This window comes from Dolichospermum compactum NIES-806 (assembly GCF_002368115.1).
Taxonomy (GTDB): domain Bacteria; phylum Cyanobacteriota; class Cyanobacteriia; order Cyanobacteriales; family Nostocaceae; genus Dolichospermum; species Dolichospermum compactum.
The window spans coordinates 2,698,766-2,716,822 of record NZ_AP018316.1 but is presented as its reverse complement, the minus strand read 5'-3'; the positions used below and the strand labels follow the sequence as shown (position 1 = coordinate 2,716,822).

The window sequence follows — 18,057 nt, the reverse complement described above, 5'->3', positions numbered from 1 at the left end:
TTCCTTGCGTCAACCCAACCTACGAAAAATTGGCATTTAATAAATCTTCGATCGCACTAGTTTCAGTTGGTAATGCAGCGGTTAAAACTTCACTCCCTGATTCTGTAACTAAGACATCATCTTCAATGCGAATGCCTCGCACATCTGCAAACTGTTCTAAACGTTCCCAATTGACTAAATATTGATATTGAGAACGAGTTTTTGGATCATTTAAAATTGCCGGAACTTGATAAAATCCTGGTTCAATTGTGACTAACATTCCTGGACGTAAGGGACGATTTAATCGTAAATAACTTAAACCAAAACGGCTACTTCTGCTTCTGCCCTGATCATAACCGGCGATGTCTCCCAAATCTTCCATATCATGAACATCTAAACCTAAAAGATGTCCAATTCCGTGAGGAAAAAATAAAGCATGAAGATCCATTTTTACCAAATCTTCTGGTTTACCTTGCAGAATTCCTAAATTTACTAAACCTTCGGCAATTATAGTGGCTGCTAACAGATGAATTTCTGCATATTCTACACCAGGGGCGATGTTTTGAATACAAGCATCATGGGCAGCTAAAACAATATCATAAATGTCTTTTTGGGTTGATGAAAACTTACCAGAAACAGGCCAGGTGCGGGTAATATCAGCCGCCCAACCTGTCTGGGTTTCCGCACCCACGTCGGCTAAAAGTAAATCTCCTGGTTGCAGAGAGTGGTAATAATGATTATTGTGTAAAACTTCACCATGAACTGTAACAATACTGGTGTAAGCAGTGGTCATGTTCTCAGCCATAATTACTGCTTCCATTGCGGCGCGGACTTCTGATTCTTGTTTAGCTGAAGATGTTGCTGCCATTCCTGCCTTGTGTGCTGTTACACTCACGACCGCTGCTTTACGTAATTCTATCAATGCTGCTGCATCATGGGTAAGCCGCAGAGAAACAATGGCTTTCGCTAGTTCTAAATCAATGCCTTCCAGTTGAGTTTTTGGTAAAATGAATCTATCTAAAAGTTGGGTTTGCTGTGTCCAAGTAGTTGCATCTTGTACTGGCAAGGTCGCCACGTCTTCTAAGTAATTTGCTAATTCTGCCATTGTTTTGGCTTCATCTGCGCCTATTTTGGCAGCGATTTCTTCACGGTTTGGGGTTTCTCCATGCCAGAGGGCGCTACTGGGGTGGGGGTCATCTATAAATAGTTGTAGATTGCCACTTTCTAGGCGAATGGCGGCATTTTGGAGAGGAATTCCGGCGAAATAAAGGAAATGGCTATTGGCGCGGTGGGGGAAGGTATTAGCGGGGAAGTTGCGGGGACTGCTACTACCTGACCAGAGAACGGCGGGTAAGTCTATGATTTCTGCGAGTTTTTGGCGACGGTGACGGAGAATTTCTGGGAGGTTTGTTTGCATAGGAGAATTAGATTTTAGTCTCACGCAAAGACGCAAAGACGCAAAGGTAAGAGTTTTAAAGGTTCAATTTGGGAATTTCATACCTCAATATGGCTACGCCACGCAGGCTATCAGCAACACTAAATTATGTGATTACTTCAAAGGAATGAATTTCTAAAACGGAACCAATCATTGCTGCTGTCATTAAGTCTTCTCGGACTTTTCCGGTGATTTTGGCTTTTTGTCCAGCTTTTAGTAAGGTTTTATCGGAACTTTTGGGGATTTCGTAGGTAACACCATCTTCGGTTACGAAAGCCCAAGCACCAAGTCCAATATTTCGACGTTCGATAGTACCAGTGGTTGTAATAGTCATTTGTTAGTTGTTAGTTGTCAGTTGTTACAGCAAATTGTCATCAAACCTGGAACAAGAACCCCACCCCCAACCCCCTCCAGTATCAAAAGCTTATCCTTTTCTTCCCCCCGCAGCGGGGGGATTTAGGGGGTGCGATGAGGGGGCTAAGATGTAGCTTATATGATTGGAAATCGCTGTAGTTGTTAGGCAAGAGGCAAGAGATAAAACTTTTTTCCCAATTAACCATTACCAATTACCAATTACCTAATTAAGCTATTTGTCCGTCTTTTTTTAATGCTAACCGGGCTAGTCCGTAGCAAAGTAAAGCATTAATAAGGAGGAAGATTCGGGCGAGGTTACTATTTCCTAAACCCCAAACGGCAGGATCATAAACAGCGCTAACTGTGAGGAAAGCTGTTATTCCTAAAGTTACACCAATGGCAAACCATTTCCCTGTAGGATGTCCTAAGAATAAGGCTATTAACACAAAGGGAATTAAGACGCTGGCAAAAAGTGGATTTAGTGCGTCTGTTCCCTGTAAGGTGTTGCCTAATTCGGGAATGGAACTACCTAAAATTCGGAAAGGCCATTGGGGAAGATCAAAGATATACAATCCTTTGAGGAAGAATAAACCAGAACTGCCGAAAATTAAACCGCCAGATAGAGACCAACTCCAAGCGAAGGGGAAGTAGGTTCGTAAAAACCAAGCCAGGATATAAGAACTTACTACCATAAATATTTTAGGGACTAAAGCGATCGCTCCGCCATCTATCCAAAAGCCAGGATTTAGATAGCCTTGTTCTCGCAACCACCGGAAAAAGTCGGGAACACTAATGATACCGTCGCTGGCTAGTTTAACTGCTGCTTCGGCGTTGAGTTGTCCAGCCCCATAATAGTTCAAACCGTCGTCTTGAATGACTCTGGCTGACTGTTGGAGAACTTGCAAAATTTCGTCGGGTTCTTTGATTCCCAAGGCTTTGATTAGTGCCGCTACCCCCGCAACGTGGGGAGAAGCCATACTTGTGCCTTGGAGTCCGAGAAATACGCCTTCACCTTGTTCATTGATAGTTTCTTGGAGAATTGTCCCGGTTTGACTCCCTCCAGGGGCAGAAATATCTACACCTGCACCATAGTTGGAATAGGATGCTCTTTCACCGTCGGGTCCAAAGGCCGAAACACCGATAACATGATCATAACGGGCGGGATAGCTTACGCCGTTGGTGTCTTCATTGCCGGCGGCGGCGATAATGGTTACACCTTTGTTGTGGGCGTATTTAATGGCATCTTCCATGAGTTGGCTGGCACCACCACCACCTAAGCTCATGTTAATGATGTCTGCACCGTTATCAGCCGCAAATTTGATGGCTTCGGCAATGTCGGCTACTGTTCCTGAACCGTCGGCATTTAAGACTTTTAAGGGCATCAGACTGGCTTCATAAGCCACTCCAGCGACACCATAGGCGTTATTGGTGGCTTGGGCGACTGTGCCGGCGACGTGAGTTCCGTGTCCGTTATCGTCTTTGGCTGCTTCTGTATCGTTAACAAAATCGTAGCCTTTGACAAATTTAGTTTCATATAAATCGCGGACTTTGGTAATGCCTGTATCAATGACGGCAACGGTGATACCACTACCTTTACTCCGTGTCCAAGCCGCTTCTATACCAATTTTGTGTAAGTTCCACTGTTTGCTGTAATACTGATCATTAGGACCAATTAAGGAAGAATTTGGTTCTTCGTTTTGAGGTGCTAACAGTTCTCCTAACCAAGTGGCTTTTCCTTCGGGAACGATTTTATAAATGTAATTTGGTTCAATAAATTCTGTAACTTTGGCAAAGGGAGATTTTCGTAAATCTGTGAGTCTTTGGCGATAGCTGCCCTCGCCGGAGGCACCGCCTTTGATAATATATACATGATCCGCCTCTGAATATTTATTATCTAATTGGGGGGTAACATGATATTGTAGAGCGATCGCTTGTAAATTCTCCTGAATGACACTTTCTGCAATATCTTCCCGAAAATTCAGCAAAATTGTCTCAAACTCACCTTTCGCTGCTAATCCCTGAAAATTCAGAAACCCAAATACAGCCGCAGTCAGTCCAATCACAAACAAGCACAATAATATAAGTTTTTTCATCACCGCTTCTTGTCAGTTTGCTCACTACCATAACTCATATAGTAGGTAACAGGGAATAGGAAACAGGGAATAGGGAAGAGAAAATAAGTATCAAGATGATGCAGCTCTATTGTAAAATGTAGCGATCGCCTTCCAATATCTGCAAAAATACAGAATCCCCATAACATAGTAGCCCTGCAACTCCATCAAATTGATTATTCTTCTCGGATTTCTCCATAATATCCTTCAGATCATGATACCCCAAATTAGATTGTCCATAGCTACTGTAAATTAGACGGTATAAACTCATTTATTTTTCTCTCTTGGATTACTGGTTATTTGTCTATGAAATAGTCAAATTGCTATAGATTACTCAGTTCACTAATAATATATAATACATTAATCCCTATAGTTTTGCTTATATTCTATATTCATATTGCATATTGTAAAATGGTATTTGGTGGATTTTAGAACCAATTCTATCTTCTTACCTGTTTTCGCATGAAATTAACGACGCTCCTCTCAAAGAGGCATTAAGAATTATTATGGAACGTGGTCTTTTCTGGTTGCCTTTGTTAGTAGCATTTTTCTGGTTAGCTTGGCAAGGTTCACAGGAATTTAAGAAACTTCAAGCTTATCAAATTTGGGCAGAACAATTTGAACGGGCGAAATATGATATTTATGCAGTATTAGCTCAAAAAGGTAATGATATCACATGGGGAAAACCCACCACAAAAGGACCCATTGAATTAGAAACTTTTTCCTTATTGGATGTTCAAGAAATCCGCTTTTTAGTCAATGATCATGTAGTAGATATAGAAAACCCCCCCCAAAAAGGTCGCAAAATCGAATTAGACTTTTTATTAACTACTCCTAAATCAATTCGTGTTCCCTTTACAGAAGTTCCCCTAGCAGCAGAATGGGGTAAATTTTTGCAAAGGACATTAAAGAATTTACAGATAGAAACTTGAGTAGGGGCGGGGTTTCCCCGCCCAGGTTTTTATTCAGAAAAACGAATTTTCAGATAATCATCTTCCATTTTCGCTCCTGCTGGTTGCAGTGCAGCTAAAGCTTGAGGTAATACTAAATTACGGCGATGATTGCCAATAGTAATATTTAACTCATCTCCAGTTTTACTTAATTGCACTTGGCTTTTGGGAATATTCGGTAAATAGAGTTCTAAACTGTATTGGTTATTCTCTTGAACAACTCTGAGAGTAGTTTCTTTATAATAAACTTGAGTTGGATCTTCATCTTTGTAGAGAGTTTCTTTCAATCTTTCCAAAGCTGCCAAACCACACAATTCTTCAGAGTAGAGAGGTACTTCTTTCACTGGCAAAGGTAAGAAATTATCATGAATTTCTTGGCGGTATTGTTCTTGATTTTCCTTCCAGCGTTGGAAAAATGGATCTGTAACCTCTTGAGGAATAATCCGGTTAGCAATTACTAAATCTGTCGCTACATTATACAAACTCAAATAGGCATGAGCGCGAAGAGATTCTTTAATTACCATCTTTTCAGGATTGGTTACTAGACGCACAGAAGTTTGAGTATTGTCAGTTAACACCTTTTCCAAAGCTTCAATTTGCTCATAAAATTCATAGGGTGCGTCCATTACCTCCTTATCTGGTAGAGAAAAACCAGCAATAGGTTTGAAAAAAGGTTCTACCAATGGTCTAAGGGCAACGGAAATATTTTGAAACGGTTTGTAAAAACGACGCATATACCAACCGCCAACTTCAGGCAAACTTAACAGCCGTAATGCTGTACCAGTCGGGGCAGAGTCAATAATTAAAACCTCATATTCTCCATCATCATAATGACGTTTCATTCTCACCAAACCGAAAATTTCATCCATACCCGGTAAGATTGCTAATTCTTCCGCTTGTATGCCGTCTAAACCTCTGGCTTGTAAAACTTGGGTAATGTAGCGTTTCACAGCCCCCCAATTACCTTCCAATTCTTGTAGGGCATCTAATTCTGCCCCCCACAAATTGGGACGAACGAGACGGGCATCATGTCCCAATTCTACGTCAAAGCTATCTGCAAGGGAATGGGCAGGGTCTGTACTTAAAACTAATGTCCGATAGCCGAGTTCTGCACAACGGAGTCCAGTGGCTGCGGCAACGGAGGTTTTACCCACGCCACCTTTCCCTGTCATTAAAATTACTCGCATCAATTATTCCTTATGCCTGGATTTTATTTACATTTATTTACATTATGATGGTTTTTTCCCAGAAATGAAATGCTGCTTAATTACATCCAAGCGAGAACAGTGCCAATAATCAATATGGGAAACAATTAAACCCTCGGTATTCAGCCGTAATTCACTCCAACCAGAAACGGAAATATAGGGCTTCCAGGGTAATGGGGAATTCCAACTCATTGTCCATTCAGTTTTAATAATTTCTTCCTGAGATTGGATGTTATGTAAATCTAGTTTGAGATTGAAGAAAAAAGTTTGAATGAATTTAATCATCCATTTATAAAGTTCAAGTCCCCGAAACTTGAAAACAGCATCTTGAAAATAAACATCGTCAGCATAAATGCTGTAAGTTTGATTTTCAGGAAATCTTGCATAATCGGCTTTGAGGGTTTCAATAATATTCATAAATTAACAGGAGTCAGGAGTCAGAAAGAAGGAGTTAGGAGTCAGGAGTCAGGAGTTAGAATAGAATGAATTCTTCTTTATGACTGATTTACAAAATTACCAATTACAGTTTGTAGCTTGACTCTGGCACAATCTCTTTCTTCTACAGGTAAACAGGATAAAGCAAATTCAAACTCATCTATCTTTTCAGTTAAGGCATTGACTAATTCTTGTTTACCTTCTGCGAGGCTAAGTTCGGATTTGCCTAGATCAATTTCGATGGATTCTAAAGATCCTAAAGTTCCTAAAATTAAGCTATTTTTGTCATTTTGTTCTAAATCAATCTGATCTTCTAATTCAGGGCTAATCATTTTTGATTTAGTAATTTCTAAAATCTCTTCAGTTGTACATTCTAAATCAGTTTGGGCTTCTCTTAATAGCTGTGCTGCTTCTTTCAGTTTTTCATTTGCTAGTTCTTCCATAATTTTTTTCTTCTCTAAAAGTAAAGATAATTCTTTTTGAGCATCTAATAATTCTTGTTGATGTTCGGCGATTTTAGCGGCTTGGTTTTTGATTTGATTTTGAATTTGTGCAAGTGTCATCATCAGCATTCCTTAAAGATTAATCGAGTATGTTTTGTGCATTTTTTCTCTTGTTGCTATTTGTTATTTATTCACAGGTTAGAGACTTTTGATCATCTTTCCCTCGTCAAGAATTTGGTGCATTGTGCTGTCGCTAACACGCCATACTGACTTTCTTAATCATCAAACGGATGTCTATATTTGGTTTTTGCCTATTTTAGACGGGTTTCGGTAGATATTGACTACCCTAAGCTACTTAATATTGCTCAGAAATCATTGAGAATTCCTACAGCGATTTCCAATCATATAAGGTACATCTTAGCCCCCTCATCGCACCCCCCTAAATCCCCCCGCTGCGGGGGGAAGAAAAGGATAAGCTTTTGATACTGGAGGGGGTTGGGGGTGGGGTTCTTGTTCCGGGTTTGATGACAATTTGCTGTAAATATACTTGAAGAAACTGACCGACAATTGCTATGTATGCTCATATTAGAGTAAAAATATTACCATAACCACTCTCACTAAAATAACTTTGGGTTATGAAAAAAGCTGTCTACTGGATAATGGGTGAAAGGGCAATAAAGACCCTGCTAGTGCTGGAGTGCAAGCATTTTTAGGTTATGCTACTTCACCTCAAGGACAACAGGCTTTAACATTAGGCAACTAATGTAGGAAAAATAAGCGATTAGATTTGGGAGTTAGAGGTTAAAATGAGTTCTGACTCCTGAATTCTGACTTTTGTATTCTATTTTATTTATATTATCTTCTGTGACTAGAACTCGTGAACCCTTAATTAGTTTGGCACTGTATCACGCCTTTAAGTGGTCGGTGGTTAGTCCCGCATTACACGCATACTTTCGGGGCAAGATTTATGGCGCGGAAAATGTCCCCCAATCTGGTGCTGTCATAGTCGTTAGTAATCATGCTAGTTATTTTGACCCTCCCATAGTTTCTAGTTGTGTCCGTCGTCCTGTCGCGTACATGGCTAAGGAAGAATTATTTAAAGTTCCTGTTTTAGCACAAGCAATTAAATTATACGGCGCGTACCCTGTTAGCCGGGGCAGTGCTGACCGCAATGCAATTCGTTCTGCTTTAGAATATTTGGCGAATGGTTGGGCTGTAGGTGTGTTTTTAGAAGGTACACGCACGAATGACGGTCGCATTCATGACCCGAAAAGAGGTGCAGCCCTCCTGGCGGCTAAGGCCAAAGCTCCTTTTTTACCAGTAAGTTTATGGGGAAGTGAGCAGATTTTACAACCGGGTTCTTCTCTACCCCGTTCTGTACCTTTAACTATTAGAATTGGTCAGTTAATTGATGCTCCCAGTTCTACTAATAAGGAAGAGTTGGAAAGAGTTACTCAAATGTGTGCGAAGGCAATTAATGAAATGCACGATTTGGGCAGGTAAAATTTATTATAGGGTAGGCAAGATGTCTACCCCACAAGAGTTTTCAGCATCAATAATAAATGCGTTTTTATGTAAGTTAATTATCAAATTCAGCCTAATGCAACCAGAAAATTTACAGGTAGGTTTATTTGGATTAAATCATTCTAATAGAGATTTTTCTCAAAGAGAAAGTTGGGGAAAGAATCAATTTAATAATTCTTTTCCTGCATCCTTAGCTTGTTATATGTATCAGAAAGGTTTAAAACTCAATTATTTAACCTTGGACAAGCAGCTAAAAATTCAGTATCAAGAAATAGATATTTCTCAAATATTTGGTATTACTCCTCTTTCTGATCATTTATTCTTCTCCTTTGAAAGTGACTATGTACCTTATAGAAAAATAGTTGTTGGTAAATTACCGCGAGTTGATTAGGAGGAGGACAAAACTTTTTAAGTCCTGAAAGAAGATTTGATGCTATAGCGGTATGCACTTGCATGAGATACATCATAGCCCCCTCATCGCTTGCGGGTTGGGGGTTGGGGGTGGAGTTCTTGTATCTCACTCAATCGAGAACCGCTATATTATTTTCAGCAATCCAGAAATTTTTGATGATAGACTAAAGGAAATTTAATGAATACACCCATGAAATCCTCTCCTTTAAAAGTCATAGATGTATTTTCCGGTTGTGGTGGATTATCACTAGGATTTCAGAATAGTGGATTTGAGATTGTCGCTGCTTTTGAAAACTGGAAATCTGCTATAAATGTTTATCAGCAAAACTTTCATCATCCAATTTTTGAATATGATTTGAGTCAGGTAAATAACGATTATTTAATATTTAAAGAATTATTACCAGATGTAATTATTGGTGGTCCACCTTGTAAAGATTTTTCTAGTGCTGGTAAGCGGAATGAAGATTTAGGGAGAGGAGATTTAAGTATTACATTTGCTGAAATAGTAGCTAATGTTTCAAGTCAATGGTTTGTTTTAGAAAATGTAGCATTGTTTAGAAAATCTCACAAATATCAAGAGTTTAAGCAAATTCTTAAATCGGCTGGTTATGGTTTAACAGAAAAGGTATTAGATGCTAGTTTATGCGGTGTACCACAAAAGAGGAAGAGATTTTTCTGTATAGGAGAACTTGGTGGTAAAGATGATAATCTCAAGACTTATCTAGAATCTAATTTATCTAAAAAACCGACAACTATTAGAGATTATTTAGGAAATAGTTTAGGACTTGAATATTATTATCGTCATCCTAGAAGTTATCAAAGAAGAGCCATTTTCAGTATTGATGAACCAAGTCCAACTATTCGAGGTGTGAATAGACCAATACCTAAAACTTATCAACAACACCCCGGAGATGTTGCACCATTAACACCAGATTTGCGTCCATTAACTACTCGTGAAAGAAGTTATCTTCAAACTTTTTCTGATGATTTTATTTTTGCAGGTTCAAAAACAGATTTAGAACAGATGATTGGTAATGCTGTTCCTATTAAATTAGCGGAATATGTTGCTAAATGTTTGCTGATGTACATTCAAGATCAAAATAAATACCATATATCTAATGTGATGATACCACTGACTGGTTAAAAAAAATTCATGACTTCTAAAAAATTGGTTTCTGATATTGTAAAATCAAAATAATAACTAAAAAAGTGGGGAATTATGTCGGAGTTACGGGAAAAATTACAGCAAAATCTTGATGAAGCGGAATGGGAGTGGTTAATTCCCCATGTCCAAAAAGATGCGGTGATTTTGGTAGCGGAGAATTTGGATTTGCTAGATGTGGGAGAAGCGATCGCTAGTGATAATATTCTTTCAGTGCAACATTGGATAGATGAACAATTATTAGCCAAACCAACGGTAGTTCAGGTGGGAGAATGGAATCTCAACCGGGAGAAGCGATTTAATGCTCTGATTGTTGAACCTTATGTCATCATCAAAGAAATAGCCACTGTCTAAAATACTGCCATTTTGAGATTTGATTCGGGAACTGCTAACAATAAATTATCCGGGGTTGCTGAATTGAGGTATGAAATTCCCAAATTGAACCTTTAAAACTCAAACCTCAGTGCGTCTTTGCGCCTTTGCGTGAGACTAAAATTTATACCCTTAATCAGCAACGCCAATTATCCTATTTACCAATACAGAATCTACTAAAAATCCGATCTAAAACTGATTCTGTAACTTCTTCTCCGGTGATTTCTCCTAATGCTTGAATTGCTCCTCTTAAATCAATTGTCCAAAAATCTAAGGGTAATTTATCGGTGATTGTTATTTGCACTTGTGCTAAATCAATTTTGGCTTTTGTTAAAGCTGCTGCTTGTCGTTGATTAATTGCTAAATCTAGATCAGCGGCTTGAACTTTTCCCTGTCGAACTATTTCTAAAATCGCTGTTTCTAAATTATCAATTCCTTGATTTATGGCTGCGGCTGTGACGATTTTGGATTTTGGATTTTGGATTTTGGATTGTAAAGTTTCTTGTTCTGCTGTTGAAATCAAATCAATTTTATTAATGACTAAAATTACTGGACGGTGTTTTACTTGTTCATAGATTTCTTGATCTGCTGGTGTCCAACCTGCGGCTGCATCTATGGTAAATAATACCAAATCAGCGTCATTAGCGGCACGATGCGATCGCTCTACACCGATTTTTTCGACTTGATCTAATGTTTCCCGAATCCCGGCTGTATCTAACACTTGGACAGGAATTCCCCCCACAACCAACTGTGATTCTACCACATCGCGGGTTGTTCCTGGTAAGTCGGTGACAATGGCGCGATCGCTCTGACTCCAAGCATTTAATAAACTCGATTTTCCCACATTTGGTCGCCCCACTATCGCCACTTTTAAACCCGTTCGCAGCAATTCACCTTTGTCTTTTGTGGCTAATAATTTGTTAATTTCCGCTGTCACTTGCTCAATATCTGCAATAATTCTTTGGTGATCTAAAGGTGGTAAATCCTCCTCAAAATCAATTCTGGCTTCAATTTCTGCCAAAATATCTAAACAATTAGCCCGTAATTTGCGGATAGGTTGGGCTAATTTACCTTGTAACCCAGCCAAAGCCGTTTGAGCAGCTTGAGGTGATTTTGCTCCCACTAAATCGGCGATACTTTCCGCTTGGGTTAAGTCTAATCTACCATTTAAAAACGCTCTTAATGTAAATTCTCCTGGTTGAGCTAATCTTGCGCCATTTTCCAAGCATAGTTGTAATACTTGTTGTACCGCCATAATTCCCCCATGACAATGGAATTCTACCACATCTTCACGGGTGAAAGAACGGGGGGCTTTCATTATTAATAATAAAGCCTCATCAATAATTTGCTTAGTTTGGGGTTGACGAATATAACCATAAAGAATCTGATGACTTGACCAAACTTGTCGCCCTGGGGCGTAAAATAGATTGTGAGCGATCGCCATTGCCAGATCACCGGAAACCCGGACAATACCCACACTACCCTGTTGAGGGACAACAGCAGTAGCGATCGCCGCAATAGTTCCAGTGTTAGCTAATAATTCCGACATGAACAGTTTTTCTACAAATTCAAAAACAGGCGATAAAGTGTAATATTAAACCACTACAATCCCATAGTATCGCAAAGTGGCATCAAAAATTAAAAATTATGTTGATTGAATTAAAAAAAGCGATTTCTGATTTAAATATCCCCGCAGATTGGGTAGGAATTAGAGCCGTAAAAACAACTTCTACAGATCATTCTGTCCGTGATGGTTTACCCAAAAGCAACGGTAAATCATTGAATATGGGAGCAATGATCGAAGTCATGGTTAATGGTTGTTTAGGTTATGCCGCTACCAACTCCTTACATATTTCTAGTTTACAAAATGCTGCGGAAATCGCCTATAAACAAGCAATTGCAGCTAGTAAATGGTGGATATATCCAATTAGTGAAAATACCCGTCCTCAAGTCATTGGTGAATATAAATCACCATGTTTAGAACCATTTAATGCTATTACTCCCGGAGAAATCAACGATTTACTCATTCAGATTTGTCAGCAACTCAAAATTAGCGATAAAATCGTGCAAACCACAGCTACAGTCGGCACAGATCAAAAAGAAACTTGGTTTGTCAGTAGCAACGGTTCAGAAGTATATCAAAATATTTTATCTCTTAGTCATCATTTTGGGGCGATCGCTCAAGACGGTGCAATTGTCCAACAACGTAGCAACAACGGCGCTCACGCCAACTCTTATCAAGGAGGTTGGGAACTGTTTAAACACGATAACTTATGGCATCAAGTTCAAAAAGTTGGTGAACAAACATTAGAATTATTAACAGCAGAAGAATGTCCAAATACCCAGACTAACCTAGTTTTAGCACCAGACCAAATGATGCTACAAATTCATGAAAGTATCGGACATCCTTTAGAAATTGACCGCATTTTAGGAGACGAACGCAACTATGCCGGCGGTAGCTTTGTTAACAAAGATGATTTTGGTAAATTAGAATATGGTTCACCGCTCATGAATATCACCTTTGATCCTACAGTAGCAGGTGAATTTGCCAGTTATGGTTTTGATGATACTGGTGCAGTAGCCAGCAAAGAATATGTAATTAAAAAAGGCATTTTACAACGGGGTTTAGGCAGTTTAGAAAGTCAAGCTAGAGCAGATTTACCCGGTGTTGCTTGTGCGCGAGCTTGTTCTTGGAATCGTCCCCCCATAGACAGAATGGCTAACTTGAATTTAGAACCAGGAAACGCCAGCTTTGAAGAAATCATCTCAGGAATAGAACATGGAATTTACATGGAATCTAACCGTTCTTGGTCAATAGATGATCAACGTTATAAATTTCAATTTGGTTGTGAATATGCCAAATTAATTGAAAACGGTAAACTGACTAAAACCCTGCGTAATCCTAACTATCGTGCCACCACACCAGAATTTTGGCATAGTTTAATTCAAGTTGGAAATAACACTAATTGGCAAATTTACGGCACACCTTTCTGCGGTAAAGGAGAACCAAATCAAGCCATTTCTGTAGGACATGGTTCACCGGTTTGTGCATTTGCAAACGTCGAAGTTTTTGGTGGTGGTTAATGAATTTTCTGATTTAGGTTGTGGTGAGTTAAAGTAGGTTGGGTTAAGCGACAGCGCAACCCAACAAAAAGATTAAAGATTAATACATTATTATATTATTAATCTTGAATTAATGCTACAATCAACAAGTAACTACTTGATGCCATATCAATATAAATATCAACCTTTAGAACCCAATGAAAAAGGACATTTATGGAGTGAACAGTTAGGTTTATATTTAGGAATTCACCAAGGACTGTTAAGGTATTTTACCCCAGCAGGAGAGTTAGTTCCCACACCTGAAGAAACCGCAGAAAAAGAAGCGAGAAAATCAGAACGTTTAGCAGCAAAATTGCGGGAACTAAATATAGATCCTGATAGAATTTAATCCCGTTGCTAGGTTACTCTGTTGCTTAATCTAACAGGTTGTTTTAAACGTCTAAATTCAGATTATGGTAAAATTAAAATATACTAATATACTTGTTACCTCTGAGAAGTATGAGCATCTACCCAGATTTTCAAGCACAAGGCTATGAGGTTATTAGAGAATTAGGACGCAACCGCGAAGGTGGTAGAATTACTTGGTTAGCAACAAATCTTAACACAAACCAACCAGAAGTAATCAAACAGTTTTGTTTTGCTCAAGCGGGTTCAAGTTGGTCTGGTTCAGAAGCCCACGCACGAGAAATACAGGTACTTAAAGGATTAAATCATCCTGGTATTCCCAGTTACTTGCATTCCTTTGAAACCGCCGATGGTTTTTGTTTAGTTCAAGAGTATATTCATGCTTCTACTTTAGCAGAACCTCGCAGCTTTTCACCAGCAGAAATTAAACAAATTGCAGTTAAGATTTTAGAAATTCTGGTATATTTACAAAATCGGATGCCGTCGGTAATTCATCGAGATATCAAACCAGAAAACATTTTAGTAGATGAACAAATCAATGTCTATTTAATTGACTTTGGTTTTGCTCGTATTGGTAGTCATGATGTGGCTGGAAGTAGTGTATTTAAAGGAACTCCTGGTTTCATTCCGCCAGAGCAAATGTTTAAACCGACAAATGCTACAGATTTGTATGCTTTGGGTGTAACTTTAATCTGTTTATTAACAGGAGTTAAGTCAACAAAAATAGATCAATTACAAGATGCAGATGATCCTTATGTCATTAATTTCCGTCATCTTTTACCCCAGGTAAGTTTGCGGTTTATCGGTTGGTTAGAAAAGATGGTACAACCGAAACAAAAAGACCGATTTACTAATGCAGAATTAGCTTTAGAATCACTCAAACCCCTTGATGTTATTCGTGTACCAAGGGTTAATTTTAGTGAGACGGTTTTAGAGTTTAAAGCGAATAGGCTGGGGGAAAAATTAAGAAGGGATATTACTATAGAAAATTCTATACCAGATACTTTATTAGAAGGTAAATGGGAAGTTGCACCCCATCCTCAAGACCCACCACATACACCAGATAATCATGCTTGGATTTCAGTTAAACCTGCTCAGTTTAGCAGGAATAATATTCGTTGTCAGGTTGAGGTAGATACGAGTAAATTAATGGCAGATAAGCAGTATAAACGTCAATTAATTCTTCATAGTAATGCTTATCCAGCTAGTGATAATTTGACGGTGAAGGTACAAACGGCGGCTTTACCCATTGAGAAGATAAAATTGCCTTATTGGCGTTTAATTAAACTATTCTCAATAGCTGCGCTGGTAGCGATGGCTATAAGTACCTTTATTACTTATGTTTCCATTGCTATTGCTATTAAGTTATTACTACTAGTTTTGCAATTTGTTTTGCAATTTACACTAATGATGCCTATTTGGGTTGTTGTAAGTTTGTATGTGGCTATATGCTTGCTTAAAGATTCATTTATAGCTAGACTGACACTACTGGTTAAAAATTCATTTACAACTAAACTGACACTATTTATATTAGGATTGGGGATTAGTGTGGGAACGGGAATAATAATAGGTTTTAACTCATTTATTTTGTTAGCACTGACTGGAACAGGTTTAACCACACTTTTCATGCTGCTTTATCTACCCTTAAAAAGACGTAAATTAATTGCTAAATATCGTCAGTCAGAGGAATCTTTAATTAAGCCGTGAAAATGTCAGTCATGTAGGTTGGGTTAAGCGACAGCGCAACCCAACAAAAGATATAATGAAGATGTCTGAATCAGGATATCCAGGATTTAAAGATTTACAGGATAATGTCTGAATCAGGATACCCAGGATTTAAGGATTTACAGGATGAAGAGATTAAATATTTTTAATGATCACCAAATTCTATTAATCTACCAATTCTGTCAATGATGATAACAAAGCCTGATAGCGTGGCGTATCCCAGGATATATGGAATTCAATTGCTTTCTGAATGAACTATCTTTGAGAAACACACAATTATTTAATTATTCAACTCATCAAAATCCAAATCCATACAAAAATCCTGTAAATCCTTTAATCCTGGACATCCTGATTCAGACAAAATTATTTAATTATTCAACTCATCAAAATCCAAATCCATACAAAAATCCTGTAAATCCTTTAATCCTGGACATCCTGATTCAGACAAAATTATTTAATTATTCAACTCATCAAAATCCAAATCCATACAAAAATCCTGTAAATCCTTTAATCCTGGACATCCTGATTCAGACAAAAATATTTAATCATTCAACTCATCAAAATCCAAATCTAAACAAAAATCCTGTAAATCCTTTAATCCTGGACATCCTGATTCAGACAAAATATATTGACAAACATAACCAAATTAAATTAACCTTGCTAAAGATATACATTCCCTTCCATGAGAAATATCAAATTATCATCCAACCAGTCATGTAGGTTGGGTTAAGCAACAGCGCAACCCAACAAAAGATATAATATACAGCGCAACCCAAGAAAAGAATAATATATATAATGTTGGGTTTTCTCAACCCAACCTACATAATGCTATAATCAACAAATAACTACTTGGTATCACATCATGATGATCACTCAAGAATTAAAATGTCAAGAAAACATCTCCCAAGATGTAATATTTCCCCCAAGTGATTTATATAGTGATGAACCAACCGTGGAAACAGAACTACATCTAAGACAAATAATTCTACTTTTCAAATGTCTAGAATGGTTGTGGAAAGATAGAAATGATTTCTATGCTGCGGGAAATCTCACCATTTACTATAGTCCTAATCAGAAAAAATCTGAATATTTCCGAGGTCCAGATTTCTTTGTGGTCTTGGGAACAGAACGCAAAACCCGTAAAAGTTGGGTAGTTTGGGAAGAAGATGGTAAATATCCTAATTTCATTTTAGAAATTCTCTCACCAACTACAGCTAATACAGATAGAGAATATAAAAAAGAACTTTATCGAAATACTTTCCGCACACCAGATTATTTTTGGTTCGACCCTTATACACTAGAATTTGCAGGTTTTCATTTAGTAGACGGAGAATATCAACCTTTAGAACAAAATCAGCAAGGACATTTGTGGAGTCGTCAGCTAGGTTTATATTTAGGAATTTATCAAGGACTATTACGGTATTTTACCCCAGCAGGAGAGCTAGTTCCCACACCTGAAGAAACCGCAGAACAGGAAACTAAAAGAGCAGAAAAAGAAGCGAGAAAATCAGAACGTTTAGCAGCAAAGCTGCGGGAATTAAATATAGATCCTGATACAATTTAATCCAGTTGCTAATTTACTCTGTTGCTTAACCTGGGAGGTTGTTTTAAAAGTCTAGATTCATAATTTAAGCAGAATACTACCGAATTTATACAACAGATTAAACAAACAAAACACCCTTTAGTCATGTAGGTTGGGTTAAGCAACAGCGCCACCCAAGAAAAGAATAATATAATGTTGGGTTTTCTCAACCCAACCTACGTAATGCTATAATCAATAAATAACTACTTGGTATCATATCATGATGATTACTCAAGAATTAGAATGCAAAGAAAACATCTCCCCAGATGTAATATTTCCTCCTAGTGATTTATATAGTGATGAACCTCCCGTGGAATCAGAATTGCACCTAGAGCAAATTATGCTCTTAATCAAATGTCTCAAATGGTTGTGGAAAGATAGATATGATTTCTATGCTGCGGGAAATTTGAGTATTTACTATAGTCCTAATCAGAAAAAATCAGAATATTTCCGAGGTCCTGATTTTTTCGTCGTCTTGGAAACTGAACGCAAAACTCGGAAAAGTTGGGTAGTGTGGGAAGAAGATGGTAAATATCCTAATTTCATCTTAGAAATTCTTTCACCCAGTACAGCTAATACTGATAGAGAATACAAAAAAGAACTTTATCAAAATACTTTCCGCACACCGGATTACCTTTGGTTTGACCCTTATACATTAGAATTTGCAGGTTTTTATTTAACAAATGGAAAATATCAACCTTTACAACCAAATGAAAAGGGACATTTATGGAGTGAACAGTTAGGTTTATATTTAGGAATTCATCAAGGATTTTTAAGGTATTTTACTCCAGCAGGAGAGTTAGTCCCTACACCAGAAGAAACCGCAGAAGAGGAAACCAAAAGAGCAGAACGTTTAGCCGCAAAATTGCGAGAATTAAATATTGATCCAGATACAATTTAA

17 protein-coding genes and 1 pseudogene are annotated in these 18,057 nt (G+C 38.0%); 10 read left to right on the top strand and 8 right to left on the bottom strand.

Annotation, left to right across the window (positions count from 1 at the left end):
• Window positions 1-19: 19 nt before the first annotated feature.
• From CA730_RS12965 to CA730_RS12950, 4 genes are all read right to left on the bottom strand, one after another.
• The gene (locus tag CA730_RS12965) at window positions 20-1,396 is read right to left on the bottom strand and encodes an aminopeptidase P family protein (RefSeq protein ID WP_096667823.1); all 1,377 of its coding nucleotides are present in this window, start codon (window positions 1,394-1,396) and stop codon (window positions 20-22) included.
• Between the two features lie 124 nt (window positions 1,397-1,520).
• Window positions 1,521-1,748 carry a hypothetical protein gene (locus CA730_RS12960; protein ID WP_039199568.1) on the bottom strand — a complete coding sequence of 76 codons (228 nt, stop codon included), beginning with the start codon at window positions 1,746-1,748 and terminating at the stop codon, window positions 1,521-1,523.
• A gap of 247 nt (window positions 1,749-1,995) precedes the next feature.
• Window positions 1,996-3,861 carry a S8 family peptidase gene (locus CA730_RS12955; RefSeq protein ID WP_096667821.1) on the bottom strand — a complete coding sequence of 622 codons (1,866 nt, stop codon included), beginning with the start codon at window positions 3,859-3,861 and terminating at the stop codon, window positions 1,996-1,998.
• Between the two features lie 106 nt (window positions 3,862-3,967).
• Window positions 3,968-4,150 (bottom strand): BLUF domain-containing protein, encoded by a 183-nt coding sequence (locus tag CA730_RS12950; RefSeq protein ID WP_096667819.1) that lies wholly within the window; start codon window positions 4,148-4,150, stop codon window positions 3,968-3,970.
• 235 nt (window positions 4,151-4,385) lie between these two features.
• On the opposite strand from CA730_RS12950, the gene CA730_RS12945 reads away from it, so the two are divergent.
• Window positions 4,386-4,811, top strand: coding sequence for a hypothetical protein (locus CA730_RS12945; RefSeq protein ID WP_096667817.1), 426 nt, complete (start codon window positions 4,386-4,388; stop codon window positions 4,809-4,811).
• A 29-nt stretch (window positions 4,812-4,840) separates the two neighbouring features.
• On the opposite strand, the gene CA730_RS12940 is transcribed toward CA730_RS12945, so the two are convergent.
• The 3 genes from CA730_RS12940 to CA730_RS12930 form a co-directional block, all read right to left on the bottom strand.
• Complete coding sequence (locus tag CA730_RS12940; RefSeq protein ID WP_096667815.1) at window positions 4,841-6,016, bottom strand: TRC40/GET3/ArsA family transport-energizing ATPase; 1,176 nt, start codon at window positions 6,014-6,016, stop codon at window positions 4,841-4,843.
• 42 nt (window positions 6,017-6,058) lie between these two features.
• A complete protein-coding gene (locus tag CA730_RS12935) occupies window positions 6,059-6,451 on the bottom strand; it encodes a DUF2358 domain-containing protein (RefSeq protein WP_096667813.1) in 393 nt (130 codons plus the stop codon).
• Between the two features lie 77 nt (window positions 6,452-6,528).
• A complete protein-coding gene (locus CA730_RS12930; RefSeq protein ID WP_157749968.1) occupies window positions 6,529-7,035 on the bottom strand; it encodes a hypothetical protein in 507 nt (168 codons plus the stop codon).
• A 741-nt stretch (window positions 7,036-7,776) separates the two neighbouring features.
• Between CA730_RS12930 and CA730_RS12925 the strand changes: the two genes are divergently transcribed.
• The 4 genes from CA730_RS12925 to CA730_RS12910 all read left to right on the top strand — a co-directional run bounded on the left by CA730_RS12925 (window position 7,777) and on the right by CA730_RS12910 (window position 10,363).
• A complete protein-coding gene (locus tag CA730_RS12925) occupies window positions 7,777-8,415 on the top strand; it encodes a lysophospholipid acyltransferase family protein (RefSeq protein ID WP_096671509.1) in 639 nt (212 codons plus the stop codon).
• 97 nt (window positions 8,416-8,512) lie between these two features.
• Window positions 8,513-8,827 carry a HindVP family restriction endonuclease gene (locus tag CA730_RS12920; protein WP_231939824.1) on the top strand — a complete coding sequence of 105 codons (315 nt, stop codon included), beginning with the start codon at window positions 8,513-8,515 and terminating at the stop codon, window positions 8,825-8,827.
• A gap of 210 nt (window positions 8,828-9,037) precedes the next feature.
• The gene (locus CA730_RS12915) at window positions 9,038-9,991 is read left to right on the top strand and encodes a DNA cytosine methyltransferase (RefSeq protein ID WP_096671507.1); all 954 of its coding nucleotides are present in this window, start codon (window positions 9,038-9,040) and stop codon (window positions 9,989-9,991) included.
• A 75-nt stretch (window positions 9,992-10,066) separates the two neighbouring features.
• The gene (locus CA730_RS12910; RefSeq protein ID WP_096667809.1) at window positions 10,067-10,363 is read left to right on the top strand and encodes a DUF2288 domain-containing protein; all 297 of its coding nucleotides are present in this window, start codon (window positions 10,067-10,069) and stop codon (window positions 10,361-10,363) included.
• 172 nt (window positions 10,364-10,535) lie between these two features.
• Here the strand turns inward: CA730_RS12910 and mnmE are convergent, their stop codons facing one another.
• Window positions 10,536-11,930, bottom strand: a complete 1,395-nt coding sequence (gene mnmE, locus CA730_RS12905) for a tRNA uridine-5-carboxymethylaminomethyl(34) synthesis GTPase MnmE (protein ID WP_096667807.1) — start codon at window positions 11,928-11,930, stop codon at window positions 10,536-10,538.
• Window positions 11,931-12,028: 98 nt separating this feature from the next.
• Here mnmE and CA730_RS12900 point away from each other — a divergent pair, with 98 nt between their 5' ends.
• The 5 genes and pseudogenes from CA730_RS12900 to CA730_RS12875 all read left to right on the top strand — a co-directional run bounded on the left by CA730_RS12900 (window position 12,029) and on the right by CA730_RS12875 (window position 18,057).
• Window positions 12,029-13,465, top strand: a complete 1,437-nt coding sequence (locus CA730_RS12900; RefSeq protein ID WP_096667805.1) for a TldD/PmbA family protein — start codon at window positions 12,029-12,031, stop codon at window positions 13,463-13,465.
• A gap of 154 nt (window positions 13,466-13,619) precedes the next feature.
• Window positions 13,620-13,832: pseudogene (locus tag CA730_RS12895) on the top strand (Uma2 family endonuclease); the annotation flags it as partial.
• A 110-nt stretch (window positions 13,833-13,942) separates the two neighbouring features.
• The gene (locus CA730_RS12890) at window positions 13,943-15,556 is read left to right on the top strand and encodes a serine/threonine protein kinase (RefSeq protein ID WP_096667803.1); all 1,614 of its coding nucleotides are present in this window, start codon (window positions 13,943-13,945) and stop codon (window positions 15,554-15,556) included.
• An 880-nt stretch (window positions 15,557-16,436) separates the two neighbouring features.
• Window positions 16,437-17,138, top strand: a complete 702-nt coding sequence (locus CA730_RS12880) for a Uma2 family endonuclease (protein WP_096667799.1) — start codon at window positions 16,437-16,439, stop codon at window positions 17,136-17,138.
• A gap of 238 nt (window positions 17,139-17,376) precedes the next feature.
• Window positions 17,377-18,057: a Uma2 family endonuclease gene (locus CA730_RS12875; RefSeq protein ID WP_096667797.1), complete on the top strand. Its 681-nt coding sequence runs from the start codon at window positions 17,377-17,379 to the stop codon at window positions 18,055-18,057.

Coding starts and splice junctions, on each gene's coding strand:
- CA730_RS12910 (WP_096667809.1), top strand. CDS start 10,067: ATGTCGGAGTTACGGGAAAAATTACAGCAAAATCTTGATGAAGCGGAA.
- CA730_RS12915 (WP_096671507.1), top strand. CDS start 9,038: ATGAAATCCTCTCCTTTAAAAGTCATAGATGTATTTTCCGGTTGTGGT.
- CA730_RS12920 (WP_231939824.1), top strand. CDS start 8,513: ATGCAACCAGAAAATTTACAGGTAGGTTTATTTGGATTAAATCATTCT.
- CA730_RS12950 (WP_096667819.1), bottom strand. CDS start 4,150: ATGAGTTTATACCGTCTAATTTACAGTAGCTATGGACAATCTAATTTG.
- CA730_RS12900 (WP_096667805.1), top strand. CDS start 12,029: ATGTTGATTGAATTAAAAAAAGCGATTTCTGATTTAAATATCCCCGCA.
- CA730_RS12890 (WP_096667803.1), top strand. CDS start 13,943: ATGAGCATCTACCCAGATTTTCAAGCACAAGGCTATGAGGTTATTAGA.
- CA730_RS12930 (WP_157749968.1), bottom strand. CDS start 7,035: ATGATGACACTTGCACAAATTCAAAATCAAATCAAAAACCAAGCCGCT.
- CA730_RS12945 (WP_096667817.1), top strand. CDS start 4,386: ATGGAACGTGGTCTTTTCTGGTTGCCTTTGTTAGTAGCATTTTTCTGG.
- CA730_RS12955 (WP_096667821.1), bottom strand. CDS start 3,861: ATGAAAAAACTTATATTATTGTGCTTGTTTGTGATTGGACTGACTGCG.
- mnmE (WP_096667807.1), bottom strand. CDS start 11,930: ATGTCGGAATTATTAGCTAACACTGGAACTATTGCGGCGATCGCTACT.
- CA730_RS12960 (WP_039199568.1), bottom strand. CDS start 1,748: ATGACTATTACAACCACTGGTACTATCGAACGTCGAAATATTGGACTT.
- CA730_RS12965 (WP_096667823.1), bottom strand. CDS start 1,396: ATGCAAACAAACCTCCCAGAAATTCTCCGTCACCGTCGCCAAAAACTC.
- CA730_RS12940 (WP_096667815.1), bottom strand. CDS start 6,016: ATGCGAGTAATTTTAATGACAGGGAAAGGTGGCGTGGGTAAAACCTCC.
- CA730_RS12880 (WP_096667799.1), top strand. CDS start 16,437: ATGATGATCACTCAAGAATTAAAATGTCAAGAAAACATCTCCCAAGAT.
- CA730_RS12875 (WP_096667797.1), top strand. CDS start 17,377: ATGATGATTACTCAAGAATTAGAATGCAAAGAAAACATCTCCCCAGAT.
- CA730_RS12935 (WP_096667813.1), bottom strand. CDS start 6,451: ATGAATATTATTGAAACCCTCAAAGCCGATTATGCAAGATTTCCTGAA.